The organism is Paenibacillus sp. 2003 (assembly GCF_031455635.1).
Classification (GTDB): domain Bacteria; phylum Bacillota; class Bacilli; order Paenibacillales; family Paenibacillaceae; genus Paenibacillus; species Paenibacillus amylolyticus_B.
Window position 1 is genome coordinate 189629 of record NZ_JAVDTB010000009.1, and the last position, 14362, is coordinate 203990.

14 protein-coding genes are annotated in these 14362 nt (G+C 45.0%); 10 read left to right on the top strand and 4 right to left on the bottom strand.

All coding sequences use genetic code 11. From position 1 onward, the window contains the following. The first annotated feature begins 24 nt into the window (after nt 1-24). The 9 genes from J2X75_RS26050 to J2X75_RS26090 all read left to right on the top strand — a co-directional run bounded on the left by J2X75_RS26050 (nt 25) and on the right by J2X75_RS26090 (nt 11092). Nucleotides 25-369 (top strand): YflT domain-containing protein, encoded by a 345-nt coding sequence (locus tag J2X75_RS26050; protein WP_017692267.1) that lies wholly within the window; start codon nt 25-27, stop codon nt 367-369. Nucleotides 370-719: 350 nt separating this feature from the next. Next, nucleotides 720-1889, top strand: a complete 1170-nt coding sequence (locus tag J2X75_RS26055) for a PP2C family protein-serine/threonine phosphatase (protein WP_310341741.1) — start codon at nt 720-722, stop codon at nt 1887-1889. Then, nucleotides 1886-5611: a response regulator gene (locus J2X75_RS26060; RefSeq protein ID WP_310341743.1), complete on the top strand. Its 3726-nt coding sequence runs from the start codon at nt 1886-1888 to the stop codon at nt 5609-5611. Before J2X75_RS26055 ends, J2X75_RS26060 begins: the two co-directional genes overlap by 4 nt. A gap of 86 nt (nt 5612-5697) precedes the next feature. Next, nucleotides 5698-6570 carry a CheR family methyltransferase gene (locus J2X75_RS26065; RefSeq protein WP_124118112.1) on the top strand — a complete coding sequence of 291 codons (873 nt, stop codon included), beginning with the start codon at nt 5698-5700 and terminating at the stop codon, nt 6568-6570. A gap of 16 nt (nt 6571-6586) precedes the next feature. Continuing rightward, on the top strand, nt 6587-8263 hold the full coding sequence (locus tag J2X75_RS26070) for a response regulator (protein ID WP_310341747.1): 1677 nt from the start codon (nt 6587-6589) through the stop codon (nt 8261-8263). Between the two features lie 86 nt (nt 8264-8349). Beyond that, complete coding sequence (locus tag J2X75_RS26075) at nt 8350-8688, top strand: STAS domain-containing protein (RefSeq protein WP_036606989.1); 339 nt, start codon at nt 8350-8352, stop codon at nt 8686-8688. 18 nt (nt 8689-8706) lie between these two features. Then, complete coding sequence (gene rsbW, locus J2X75_RS26080) at nt 8707-9159, top strand: anti-sigma B factor RsbW (RefSeq protein WP_310341751.1); 453 nt, start codon at nt 8707-8709, stop codon at nt 9157-9159. Next, a complete protein-coding gene (locus J2X75_RS26085; protein WP_047841571.1) occupies nt 9156-9929 on the top strand; it encodes a sigma-70 family RNA polymerase sigma factor in 774 nt (257 codons plus the stop codon). Before rsbW ends, J2X75_RS26085 begins: the two co-directional genes overlap by 4 nt. A 101-nt stretch (nt 9930-10030) precedes the next feature. Then, entirely contained in the window at nt 10031-11092 is a 1062-nt protein-coding gene (locus J2X75_RS26090) for a magnesium transporter CorA family protein (RefSeq protein ID WP_310341759.1), read from the top strand. A gap of 20 nt (nt 11093-11112) precedes the next feature. Here the strand turns inward: J2X75_RS26090 and J2X75_RS26095 are convergent, their stop codons facing one another. From J2X75_RS26095 to J2X75_RS26110, 4 genes are all read right to left on the bottom strand, one after another. Next, nucleotides 11113-11478 carry a DUF5665 domain-containing protein gene (locus tag J2X75_RS26095; protein ID WP_310341762.1) on the bottom strand — a complete coding sequence of 122 codons (366 nt, stop codon included), beginning with the start codon at nt 11476-11478 and terminating at the stop codon, nt 11113-11115. A gap of 84 nt (nt 11479-11562) precedes the next feature. Next, entirely contained in the window at nt 11563-11970 is a 408-nt protein-coding gene (locus J2X75_RS26100) for a YtxH domain-containing protein (protein ID WP_310341764.1), read from the bottom strand. A 64-nt stretch (nt 11971-12034) separates the two neighbouring features. Further along, nucleotides 12035-12292: a GlsB/YeaQ/YmgE family stress response membrane protein gene (locus J2X75_RS26105; RefSeq protein ID WP_017692278.1), complete on the bottom strand. Its 258-nt coding sequence runs from the start codon at nt 12290-12292 to the stop codon at nt 12035-12037. Between the two features lie 134 nt (nt 12293-12426). Continuing rightward, the gene (locus J2X75_RS26110) at nt 12427-13128 is read right to left on the bottom strand and encodes a phosphatase PAP2 family protein (RefSeq protein ID WP_310341767.1); all 702 of its coding nucleotides are present in this window, start codon (nt 13126-13128) and stop codon (nt 12427-12429) included. 177 nt (nt 13129-13305) lie between these two features. On the opposite strand from J2X75_RS26110, the gene J2X75_RS26115 reads away from it, so the two are divergent. Further along, nucleotides 13306-14325 carry an asparaginase gene (locus J2X75_RS26115; protein WP_310341770.1) on the top strand — a complete coding sequence of 340 codons (1020 nt, stop codon included), beginning with the start codon at nt 13306-13308 and terminating at the stop codon, nt 14323-14325. Nucleotides 14326-14362: the final 37 nt, after the last annotated feature.

The following is a 14362-nucleotide window of genomic DNA, read 5'->3' on the forward strand; positions in this document are numbered from 1 at the left end:
TTAAATCAGAGGAGAGTGGAAACGATGAATTCAACCAATGAGCAAGCTTATGCAAAAGTGGTAGAAAACGGAGTCCAGGCGGTAGAAGCGGTGAAAGAATTGCAGATTACCGGATACCTTGCTGATCAAATCTTTGTTCTCGCCCATGAGAAGGATCGTACAGATCGAATTGCCGATACAGCAGATGCCAAAGAAATTGGCATAAAAGAAGAAGGCGTATTTGATTCCTTGGCGAATCTGTTCCGCTCACGTGGTGATGAACTCCGGGCCAAAATTGTTTCGATGGGTTTTACCGAAGCCGAAGCGGACTTCTACGAGAGTGAACTCGACAAAGGTAAAGTGCTCGTTATTGCCAAAAAGAAAGATTAACCCGATATACTTGCAAGTTGAAGTTTGCTGAACATGGACAAGCTTCTGAATCATTTTATGTAAAATGCTTAATCAAAAACATAGATAAGGAATGGGGCTTTCCCCATTCCTTATCTATGTTTTTGCAAGTTTGGAAGCGGGATCAGGACGCTGCAAAAACAGGGTAACAAGCGGGCTATTTCTCCTGCGATGGTGCCATTTACTGATAGAATTTTTTTGTTTTTACGATTATAGTTATACTAGGAATTATTATGTCTACTGCCGTTTTGTATGCAAAATTTGTATAATCAACGTTCGTTTTTACCTAATAAGAATCGACAAACCCGGACGCCACAGATAAGGAGATATCAATGAGAATACTTATTGTTGACGACAATCCGACGAATGTCATTATCATTCGAGAAATTCTGAAAAAAGAAAACTATCGTGACATTGTAACGGCGAGTTCCGCCATGGAAATGTTTGAAGTGTTGGGAATTGGGGAGGAAAGCAACGAACTTCGTCCAAGACTGTCGGATATTGACCTGATTTTGCTAGATATGATGATGCCCGAGATGGACGGTATCGAAGCCTGCAGTATTGTGCAGAAATTTGAGAATCTGAAGGATATACCGATTATTATGGTGACTGCCATCGGAGATTCCAAGAAACTTGCCGAAGCATTGGATGCAGGTGCATCTGACTATGTGACCAAACCGATTAATAAAGTCGAACTGATGGCCAGAATTCGACTTGCACTTCGTTTGAAACAAGAGAAGGATTGGCATAAAGAGCGTGATCAACGTATTCAGGATGAGCTCAAGTTGGCAGCGATGGTCCAAAATGCTGTTTTAAGTCCGGCAATTAGGGACCCGCTGTTCCAAGTGCATGCCATCTATAAACCATCCTTTGAGCTTGCGGGTGATCTCTATTCTTGGTACCCCCTTGGGGAAGGCCGTTACGGAGTACTGCTGCTCGACATGATGGGACACGGGATATCTTCATCCCTGTTTACCATGTTTATCGCTTCTGTGTTGAAAGATACGGTTACCACTTATGTGGATCCAGAGAAGGTCATTCAGGAGTTGAACCGTCGTTTTAACCAGCTCCATCTGGAAAAACAATTGGTGCAGTATTATTTCACGGCAATTTATCTGGTCGTTGATACACGGATGAAGCGCATTGATTATGTTAATGCAGGGCATCCACCTGCTTTATTTTTCCGAAACGATGGCAGTGTCACCACATTTGACAGCGTCTGCTGTCCTGTTGGTTTATTTGACAAGATGGATATTGAACCACAAACGATCCATTACGAGGGTGACGGGCATATTGCACTTTATACGGATGGATTATTGGAAGCTGTTCAGGGCGGGCAGGAGGAACAACATGAATTCTTGATCGAAAAACTGACAGGCTCACATCAGTGGAATGAAGCTGCCATGCAGGCGATGTTTTTTGACGACGAAATTCCCCAGGAGCGGGATGATGATAAATGTCTGGTCTGGATTACTTTGGATAAAGGGGCGGGGGATGAATGAAGATCAGGAATAAACTGCTGATTGGTTTTACCGCTCTGATGGCTATTTTAATCGTACTCACATTTGTGAGTTATGAACGCCTGAACAGTAGCAATAAGCAGATTGATCAGATGTATCAAGAACGTTATCTCAAAGTAAGGTTCACCTCAGCTGCCCGCGGAGAGGTCAATGACATTGCCAAAGTGCTGGCTAACTTGTTATTAAACCCAACCAACTCCATTGGGGCAGCAGATGGGGATTTGAAAGCGATGAAAGAGCGTGGCGATCGTAACCTCGAGGAAGTGAGAAAAAGGGCAGACAGTGCACCTGAACATCAGCTGGTGGATCGTGTCAACACGGCATGGGAGGCTTATAACAACTATGCCACTAGGCAGGTTAGCCTGATGTCCCAAAACCGGGTAGAAGATGCGAATAACTACCGCAATTCAACAGGACTCGCGGTGCAAAAAGAAGCTGTGGATAGTTTGAATGCTCTTTCCCGTTATCAGGACCAAGAGATTGATGCCGAGATCAAGAACGCTAATGCAGCGTATACGAGAGCCGTACAGATCACGATAAGTATCATGATTGCGGGGTTGTTGCTTGCATTGGGTGTCATTATGTGGGTGCTGCCGAGTATTACGCGGGGGCTGAACACGGTATCTATGATGATTACCAGCTTTGGTAAAGGGCGTTACCGAACCATTCGGCGCATACAGGTCAAATCAACCGATGAGATTGGTCAGATTGCCAGTGTGTTCAAAGATGTATCCAGTGATCTGGAAGAAAAACTGGAAATCGAGAGGGCTTATGTACAGGCCCAGCAGGATCAAAACTGGATGAGTTCGAACATCGCAAGAGTTCCGGAGCTGCTTCGGGGGATTGGCTCCATTCGCCAAATTTCACAGATGTTTATCAGTGAGTTCACACCTGTGCTTGGCGCTCAGTTGGGTGTTGTCTATCTGATCGATGAGGAGAAACATCCCGACGAACTGAGACGTTACGGTGCATACGCATTTGAAGAGAACGAAGACGTTGGTAAAGAAATGTATCGCATCGGTGAAGGCCTGATTGGTCAAGCCGCGCTGGATATGACACCGATTATTCTGGAAAATACGCCTGAAGATTATGTGCATATTGGTTCAGCATCAGGCTCAACACGTGCTGCGGGTATCATGATCTATCCTGTCGTGTTTGAAGATGAATTGATTGGTGTAGTTGAAGTGGCTTCCTTTGAAGGTTTCAATGAACTTCACAAGCAGTTGTTCACACAACTGATTATGAACCTGGGCGTTATTTTGAACAACGTTCGACGTCGTTTGCGTGTGGAGGAGCTGCTGCGCGAATCCCAGGCACTGACTGAGGAACTGCAGGTTCAATCGGAAGAATTGCAGACACAGCAAGAAGAACTTCGCCGTTCCAATGAGAATCTGGAGGAGCAGACAGAGGCGCTTAAACGATCTGAGGAATTGCTGCAGCGTCAGCAGGAAGAACTGGAACATTTTAATACGGAGCTCATTGCCAAGACGCGGGCGCTTGAAGAGCAGGTGCGTGAAGTTGAAGAGAAAAATGACGAAATTGAGAAAACGAAGACACAGTTGGAACAGCAAGCTACACAGCTGTCGATGACGAGCAAGTACAAGTCCGAATTTTTAGCGAATATGTCACATGAACTCCGTACACCATTGAACAGTCTGCTCATTTTGTCCCAGTTATTGTCGGAGAACAAAGGTGGAAATCTGACTGACAAACAGCAGGAATATGCGCAAACCATCTACATGTCAGGCGCGGATCTGCTGAAGATGATTGATGAGATTCTGGATCTGTCCAAGGTGGACGCAGGTAAGATGGATATCAATTATGAGACAGTTCGAATGGAAGAGCTGACCAGCTTTGTTCAGCAGAACTTTGGACCGATGGCGAATAAAAAGGAACTGAACTTGAATATCGATTTCGACAGCGATCTACCGGAATGGGTATACACCGACAGTCATCGCGTCAAACAAATTTTACGGAATTTGTTGTCGAACGCATTTAAGTTTACCAATCGAGGTTCGGTTAGTCTGATTGGACGTCGGATGAAACCGGAAGAGCTGCCGGGTTATATGAACACCAATCAGGAATATCTCGGATTCAGTGTGAAAGATACTGGCATTGGCATTCCATCGGACAAAACGGATCTGATCTTTGAAGCGTTCCAGCAAGTAGACGGGACCACAAGTCGGAAATACGGCGGAACTGGTCTGGGATTGTCCATTAGCAGGGAATTGGCACGTTTGCTTGGTGGCGCAATACAGGTGGAATCATCCGAAGGGGAAGGTAGCTGCTTTACCTTATACCTGCCGGATAATCATGAAGAGGAAGCCTTGGCAGAGGAAGGTGCTTCAAGAGAAGCGGCTGTATCCTCAGAGGATCTTTATGAACAGTCCATCGAAGCACGGACCATGCTTTCAAGTCATCAGTCCATTCTCTCTCCTGATCCGGAGCGTAGCGTGGGTACAGATCTGTCTCCTTCCCATACTCCAGATGTCACGCAGATCGAAGATGATCGGGAGAATATCATGGAAGGTGACAAAATCCTCCTCATCATCGAGGATGACGTGAACTTTGCACATATTTTGATGGATATGGCGAGGGGAAGAGGATTCAAAGCACTTGTTGCCCTTCAAGGTGATAAAGGACTTGAAATGGCACGTCAATATCTGCCGGATGCCATTATCCTGGATATTCAATTGCCTGTGATGGATGGTTGGACCATTCTTGGTGAGCTGAAGAGCAGTTCGGCAACACGCCACATTCCGGTTCATGTGATTTCAGTCATTGATGATATGAAGCAAGGTCTGATGATGGGCGCCATTGCGTATCTGAAAAAACCTTCGAGCAAGGATTCACTGGATAAAGCATTCTCGCATATCAAATCATATACTGAGAATCAATTAAAACGACTGTTGATCGTTGAAGATGATGAAATTCAGCGTAAAGCCATTATTGAATTGATTGGTCATGATGATGTTGCAATCACCGCTGTATCGACAGGTAGTGAGGCTTTGAATGAATTACACAGCCAGCGTTATGACTGCATGGTACTGGATCTGATGTTAACGGATATGACCGGGTTCGAGTTGCTCGACCAGATTCGCGATGATGAATATCTGAACGATCTGCCGATTATAATTTATACAGGCAAAGAACTGGATTCCAAGGAAGAAATGAAGCTGCGCAAATATGCGGAATCCATCATTATCAAAGATGTGAAGTCACCGGAACGTCTATTGGATGAGACCACTTTGTTCCTGCATCGGGTAGAAGCCAATTTGCCGGAAGACAAGCGTCGGATTTTACAGAAACTACACAACAAAGAAACGTTGTTTGAAGGCAAGAAAATATTGCTTGTAGATGACGATATTCGTAATGTATTTGCCCTTTCAAGTGTCCTTGAAGGTTATCGTATGGATGTAACGTTTGCGGAGAACGGCCGAGAGGCTTTGGAGATTTTGGACAAAAATCCGGAAATTGATTTGGTACTGATGGATATGATGATGCCAGAGATGGACGGTTATGAAGCAATGACACGAATCAGACAGATCCCACAGTTTGAAAAGTTGCCGATTATTGCGCTCACGGCCAAAGCGATGAAAGAGGATCGCGGCAAATGTATTGAGGCCGGAGCATCTGATTATGTGAAAAAACCAATTCAGACAGATCAATTGTTATCCTTAATGCGCGTATGGCTGTATTCGTAAGTTCATTATTCGTATGTTCATTGTTTGGGTAATGAAAGACAATACGACGAATACGCAAGTAACAAATGAAGAAGTGGAGAGAACTTATGACACCGTGGGAACCTACCGAGACGGGGGCAGATTTGGTCCGTATGCCGCAAGATGAAGAACGCGAGCTGATCGAGATTGAGTTGCTGTTGGAAGGCATGCACCGTTTATATGGATATGATTTTAGAAACTATGCACTGCCATCCCTAAAACGAAGAATCTGGCATCATGCACATGCTGAAGGTGTTAAGAGCATATCCGGCTTGCAGGAGCGTGTTCTTCATGACCGTTCCGCGTTTGACCGTTTTGTACAGAACTTATCCATCCCTGTAACGGAAATGTTTCGAGATCCTTCGCTTTTCCGAATGTTTCGGGAAAAGATTATTCCTATCCTGAGAACTTACCCGTATATCCGAATATGGCATGCGGGATGTTCCACGGGAGAGGAAGTTTATTCCATGGCCATCATGTTGTATGAGGAAGGACTGTATGACAAGGCAAGGATCTACGCAACGGATATGAATGATCGCTCTTTGCAACAGGCCAAAGAAGGCGTATATGGTATTGAGAAAATGAAACTATTTACTACAAATTATTTGGAGGCAGGGGGTACCAGAGCCTTCTCCGAGTACTATACAGCGAAATATAATTCGGTGATATTTCATCCTTTTCTAAGGAAGAACATCATTTTCGCCGAGCACAACCTGGCAACAGATCGGTCATTTAACGAATTTAATGTTATCTTTTGCCGTAATGTCATGATTTATTTTAATGATGAACTGCGGAACCATGTGCATGGGCTGTTTCATGAGAGCTTGAGCCACTTTGGTATTCTGGTTCTGGGGTCGAAAGAATCGATACATTTTACAGAGTTCAGTGATACCTATGAGCCGTTAGACCGGACCGAAAAAATATACCGGAAGATCAAATAGGGGGTTAGGGTTAGCCATGGGGCTCAATGAACCAATCCACATATTATTGGTAGATGACCGCCCTGAGAACTTGCTTGCTCTTGAAGCAGTTCTGGAATCGGAACAATATAAACTCGTTAAGGCAACTTCCGGAGAAGAGGCACTCCGTTGTCTGCTAAAAGACGAATTTGCGGTTATCGTTCTCGATGTGCAGATGCCTGGAATGGACGGAATTGAGACAGCAAAGTTAATTAAGGCACGGGACAAGTCCAAGGATGTGCCGATTATATTCATCTCTGCGAACAGTAGAGAAGCGGAGCACTTGTTTGCCGGATATTCAGCCGGGGCCATTGATTACATGGTTAAACCATTTATTCCTCAGATTTTGAAATCCAAAATCGAGGGCTTTGTGGAGATGTTTATCACCAACAAACGACTGAAAACACAGACGATGCTGCTTCACCAGAAGACACAGGAACTGGAGAAGATGAACCAACAACTCATTCAGGCCAAGGAAGAAGCAGAAATTGCAGCCAATGCAAAGACCGAGTTTCTGGCGATGATGAGTCATGAGATTCGTACACCGATGAATGGAGTTATCGGCATGGTGGATCTGCTAATGGAGACGGAACTGAAGGAAGATCAGAAGGAATATGCAGACATCGTTCGTCGCAGCGCGGATGCACTTGTCACGGTCATCAACGACATTCTTGACTTCACCAAGATGGAATCAGGCAAAATGGAACTTGAAGAGCATCCTTTTGAGATTGTGTCCTGTATTCGGGAAGTGTTGGGATTGTTTGCTGCAGAAGCGGGGAAAAAGAACCTGGAACTGGATTATTTCCTGGAAGATTCTGTCCCTGATTTAATTTATGGAGATATGGCAAGGTTACGTCAGGTTCTCTTGAATCTTATTGCAAATGCGATCAAATTTACCGATCAAGGTGGAGTATATCTGATCGTGTCAGTTAAGGAAGAACAGGACGGACAAATGGCATTGGAGTTTGCTGTTAAAGACACCGGGATAGGTATCGCTTCAGACAAAGTTGATCGCCTGTTTCAGCCGTTTTCCCAGCTGGATACATCAATGACACGTAAATACGGTGGAACTGGCTTAGGACTGGCAATATGCAAGACTCTGGTTGAAATGATGGGTGGACAGATCTACCTGGATACAACAGAGCAACGGGGAGCGACGTTTGTATTTACAATTCAGGCAAAACGTTATGTAGAAACTGAACTGGTCCAGATGAATGGGGAAGAGAAGCTGACAGATGTGAAGAATGAGAATAAACACCCGACAGTATTAATTGTGGATGATCATCCGATTAACCAGAAGTTGATGGCGATTATGCTCGGTAAACTTGGGTTGCTCTCAGATATTGCTGAGGATGGGCAGAGCGCACTCGATATGGTAAATAATAGCCGTTATCCCTATGACTATGTGTTCATGGATCTGCAGATGCCTGTGATGGACGGTTTGGAATGTACACGGCGGATTCGGGAGAGCCTGTCCCAGTCCGATCAGCCGGTCATTATAGCTATGACTGCTAACGTGATGGAAGGTATTCAGCAACGCTGTACTGCTGCAGGCATGGATGATTATATTAGTAAACCGGTGAAAATGGGCAATGTGAAACAGAAAATAGCCCAGTTTCAAAAACAAAGACAAATGTTAGACCCAGGCCCTTCAGCCATGAATCAGGCCAATTGAAACATTTTCCAAACTTCTTTCTGTTTCACTCGTGCTGAAGTTGGGTTATTAGGTAAGGAAACCATTGATCAGGAGAGAGATGTCTAATGAATACAAACAAAAACGAAAAATTCAATGCAAGAACTGAAACACAGGACGGTGTATGCACGGTGTATCTGACTGGCGAACTGGATTTGTCGGTTGCTCCTGACTTCCGCTTGGTGATGGAGCCGCTCGTGGATAACAAGGAACAGGATCTTGTGATCAACATGAAAGAATTGAAGTATATCGATAGTACAGGGATTGGTATCCTGTTATCTGTTCTGAAGGCAAGACATGGAATGGAAGCTCGCTTTGAAGTACAGGAAGTTCCTGCGCAGATTCAGAAACTTTTTGACATGACGGGCATCGCCAAATTCTTTGTCACACAGAAGAATTCCCAATAGGAAAGGATCGAAAAAGGAATGAATGCAGAAGTTCAAAGAGTCACCCTTAATTTACCTGCGACAGCTGATTACGTTGATATTGTAAGACTCAATCTCTATGGAGTAGCATCCAAAATGGGGTTTTCTTATGAAGACATTGAGGATATGAAAGTTGCTGTATCCGAGGCCTGTAACAACTCTGTATTGTATGCCTACTCACACGAAGGCGGCATGGTTGAAGTTGTATTCGAAGTGGATGGCGAAACATTGTCCATTATTGTCAAGGACGAAGGTGCCAGCTTCGAGAACATGAACCCTGCTGTGTCACGTGCCGGTCTACACGACAAAGAACTGACAGAAGCACAGGTTGGCGGACTTGGGTTCTACCTGATGCAAGCCTTGATGGACGATGTCAGTGTGGAAAGTGAGACGGGCAAAGGTACGAAAGTAGTACTCGTAAAACGTCTTGCAAGAAGTGAGGAGAAAGTATGAATGAAAAAGTGACTCCCCCAGAGTCCATGTCTGAAGCTATAGGTTTGATCTGGGAATACCAGCAGACCCAAGATAATGAAATTGCAACAGTTCTCATCCGTAAGTATGAACCAATGGTCAAGATGGCAGCAGGTAAAATCGCTCGGAATCGCCCCGATCTATACGAAGACTTGTATCAGACCGGGCAGATGGCTTTGATTCGTTTGCTTAAGCAATACGATATCAACCTAGGTATTCCGTTTGAACCTTATGCCATGAAGAGCATGATCGGTCATATGAAGAACTACTTGCGCGACAAATCCTGGTATATTCAGGTGCCCCGGAGGATTAAGGAAAAGGGAGCCCTTGTGCAACATGCCATTGATGAGTTAACCGTTAAGCTGGAGCGCTCACCCGGTGTGAACGAAATTGCTGAATACCTTGATTTGACTGCAGAAGAGACGATTGAAGTTCTGGCTGGTCGGGAATGTTACCACTATGTATCACTGGATTCTCCTTTATCTCAGGATGACAGTGCAGCAACATTGGGTGAACTGATCAGTGCAGATGTTAATGACTATGATTCGGTCGAAAAACGGATGGACTTGCAACAGGCATTGGGACAATTGAAGGAACAAGAGCAGCAGGTACTTATTCTAGCATTCCAGGATGGCCAATCTCAGCGGGCAATTGCCCAGAAGCTTGGTGTTTCACAGATGAGTGTATCTCGTATTCAGAAGCGAGCTACAGAGAAATTGAAACAGATCATGTCTAATGCTTCAATGTTATGAAAAATGGAACTCTAATGTTGCTGAGTACGGCATAAAGAAGGACACGTCATTGCGCTGAAATGCATACGTGTCCTTTTTGGGATCAAAAAGATGGGTATGTAATGAAGAACATGAGTGCAGGAGTGGATAAAGTGATTGTGAACCAAATCAAATTGGAAGCTCGCCGTGACAAGTTATCTTGCTCGGACCATTGGCAATGGTGGGATTGGGTTGCACCTGACACCGATAGCATGAACGATGCTTTGGAGGAGCTGACAGAGGCGTTTCCGGATATGCGGTATTGGCTTTATAAAATTCCGGAAGTAGAATCGAATTATTTGTCCGTCCGTTTCGTGAATGGTAAAGAACCAGTCATATTTGGTTCATTGTTATATGCGATCAAGAATGAGAGAGATGACAAAAGAAAAGATAATCAGATGTTCTTTTACGTCGATCGTAATAACCTGGTTACCTTAAATATGGATGACAATACACGAGGTATTATGAAGACGGATGAACGTGCCCATATGTTACAGCAATGTAGTGAGGCCAGGGACGGGATGTTTGTACTCTTTCGAGCTATACTGCATTACTACCATGTGGGAATGGATCATTTTGAGAAGGACCTGCGTGATCTGGAACGGAAGATGGAATCTCGCAATGCACGCACCTTGATGGACCAGATTCTCGCCGCTCGATTTGAATTATTGTATTGGAGTAATCTGTTCATCCCTTACTCGGAACTGATGGCTGCTTCACATGAGGCTTACCTTGATGAAATAAATGAAAATCGATATTTCCAGCAGCTCCAACATCGAGTAGAGCGAATGGAACGTTTGTTTAGTCACTACGAGAAAGAGATCGATACGTTAATCTCCATTGATAATGCGATCTCCGGTGTACGTGGCAATGAGATCATGAAGACGTTGACCATTGTCACTGCTGTGTTCATACCTGCCACGGCAGCTGGTGCGATATGGGGGATGAACTTTGAGAACCTGCCCTTTATCGACAAATCATGGGGAGTTGTACTGGTACTTGTTGTCATTATCTTAAGCATGATCAGCATGTATGTATGGCTGATGATGAAAGGCTGGACAGGAGATCTGCTCAAAGTGAAATCCACACAGCCTTCAGCTGAAGAGACAGAGAAAAAAGGAGCTACGGAAAAAGGTAAGGGATAGCCTACTATTGGTTAGTCCTCTTAGTTTTTGTAATCTTCAATATAACCGAGCAAGTCAGCGATATACTGGCCCACAATCGGCATATTCACAAATTGGCTGAGAATGAATGCCAGCAAACCGAGAACAACAAAGGTACCCACAGTCAGACCGAGGCCTCGTGCCATGCCCGCTGTAAAATTGGTAATAATCCGCTTTTTGGGACTGCTGTAATTCTCAATAATATCCTTGATCTGTGCTCTCTCCAGACTGTCCGCAATCTGGTCCAAACGGGTGTTCAATCGCTTTACCTCATGACGCAATTCAAAAGGATGCTCGCTTGTATCATACTGCTGTGCCGGTGTTGCTCCCGTAATTGGAGTATTACCGTTGATTGTAAATTTACTCATATTATTCGTCCTCCTCAACTCGCATTGGATAAAAAATAGCCAGCTGGAGTGCAGCTGGCTATTGGTCACTCGATCTGTATCGCCTTACAGGCTAGTCGAGTTAAGTTCTTTACGTGCATCTTCCTTCGCTTCAACGGAAGCGGCAGCCACTTCATCAGATGCACGGGATGCTTCATTAGCTACATCAGCGGATGCTTTTCTCACAGAATCCATTACATCATTGCGGCCTTGGTTTACCGTTTTTGCAATGTCGGAAGTTTTGGAAGAGACCGTTTTAGCCAGTTCAGTGGCTTTGTCACTTACAACAGATGCCACTTCTTTGGTGCGGTCAGTAACGATGCCCACTTTTTCGGAAAGGTCACCACGCAATTCACGTCCCGGTTTAGGCGCAAAGAGTAGTGCTGCTGCAGCTCCCAGCAAACCCCCGATGAAAATACCTTTTGCGAAAGTTGAACCCGTCTGTACAGGATATTGCTCTTCTGCTTTATTCATGTCTAATCACTCCTTCTTCAATTTAAGAAACAAATACGAAACAACGAACACCTTGTTGCCCGAATCAGGCAGCCTGTCTTAGCAGTCTGGACACAAGCCCCAGCAAGAAAACAAAGAGCGCTGTACCAATGATGGCAGGGATGATGGCAAAGTTGCCGATAACTGGTCCCCAGTTACCAAGCAAAAGTGCTCCCAGCCAGGCTCCGGCAAATCCGGCAATCATTGCACCGATTATGCCTCCAGGCATGTTGTGACCGGCAAGTGCATCTCCGATCAAACCGATGATGACAGCCATCACAATGCTGATAATGATGCCCCACATAACAACCGCCTCCTTTAAACTTGATGTAGGATGTTGTCTGTTCGCGTTTGCTTACTTCGTATATAAACCCCGTGCAACCCTGTGAAACAATAAAGATGAGGATGAATGAACTGGAAATCAGAGGAATTCATTCTTTAGCGGCTTTGTTTAATGCCCTTAACCATGCAGAAGATCCATGCCAATCCAGCAGTAAATCCAGTAAATACATCCGAAGGATAATGGACGCCCAACATGATTCGGCTGAGGCCAATCAAGAAAATAAAACTGATACCACATAGAACAGGAAGCCACACACCGGAAGAGTTATGTCGCTGTCGTTCAATGGCCCAGATTACAAAGAGCATGCCGTAGAAGCCCATGGAGATCATGGCATGTCCGCTGGGAAAGCTGTACCCGTGAACGACCAACAGATGATCCAGTTCAGGTCTGCTTCGTCTGAAAAATTCCTTCAATAACGTGTTCAGAATCCACATCATGGCAAAACTTCCGGTGAGCGCATATCCATATATAACAAACCTTGGACTGCGTTGAATGAAGAAAAGAAGAGCAAAACCTCCTGCAGCCACAGCAGAGATTTTGAAAGAACCCAGTGCGGTTATGAATGCAGTGTAAGGGAATAGATGAAGACGTGAATCTGAATTCAGATAAAATAATTGCTGAATTTGATCATCCAGACGAATAATAACATCAGCACCCAACCAGGCACCCAGACCTGCCAGGATGAATACAACCGATGCGCTGAGGGCCAGACCAGCCAAACTCCAGTTGAGGAGTGGACGTAATAACGTACCGGAATTTGAACTGAATGAGGCTGGTGAATACGTTTTGCGCGGCATAATGAGTTTCTCCTTCAGTTATTGTAGTAGATGAACATAGATGATAAAGCTATACCCGAAACGCCTGTCAAAAAAACTGTAAAAACGTCGCTTTTGTACTATACTATTTAAGATATCCCATGCGGCGTCGTGACGCAAAGCAGAGATGAAATCGGGAGCACAAAGGAGAGAACTCGCATGGAGAGTGCCTTGTTAATTAAAGAATACCGTGCAGGCGTTATGGAATGCGCCCATTACGGACACATAAGTATTACGGATGAGTATGGCCGAATCGTATACTCGGCTGGTGACCCTCATTTTAGAGCGTTCACTCGCTCAGCTGCCAAACCTTTTCAAGCCATTCCAGGTATTCGGGCAGGAATTGCCAGACACTATGGCCTATCAGCACAGGAGATTGCCATTATGTCCTCTTCGCATCGTTCGGAACCGGAACACATTCGGGTGCTGGAGCAGTTATCCGGTAAAATTGGATTGGGAGAAGAATGCCTGATCTGTGCACCAAGCTATCCGCTTAATGAAGAAAGCCGTAATCAATGGTTACGTGGACAAGGAGAGAAACGGCGTATCTTGCACAACTGCTCCGGAAAACATCTGGGAATTCTGGGGTACAGTCAGATGAAGCAGGTTGATCTGGGCAGTTACGCTGAACCGGATCATCCGGTGCAACGAGAAATTCTTGAAACGTTTGCCGACCTGGCAGGTATTGAAGAAAAAGAGATTGAGCTTGGGACGGATGGCTGCGGCTTTCCGGTATTTTCTTTGCCGTTGTCGGCATTGTCGAACGCTTATCTGAAGCTTGCTTGTCCAGATCTTATCGCTGATCCTTCCACAAGAACAGCTGTAGAGACAATTTCATCAGCTATGAATGAACATCCGTTGATGGTAGGTGGCACGGAGCGTGTAGATTCAGTGCTGCTGGAAGACGATAACATTGTAGCGAAGGGTGGATTCAAGGGGGTATTCGGTTTTGGTCTGAAAAAAGAAAGACTGGGAATCACCTTCAAGGTGCTTGATGGTTCCGAGGAAGAGTGGGCTTTCATCACCCAATCCATCCTAAGACAGATTGGTTATTCCAATGAGAGAACCATTGCACGATTGGCTGAAGTGTTCCCTTCGGACATCCGAAATGATGCGGGTACCCTTGTAGGTCATGCAGATAGTGAGTTCATTCTCCACTCACTTGAAGATAGCGTATAACCTTAAGAAGGGGCGTGATTAGAGTTGCCGGACCCCG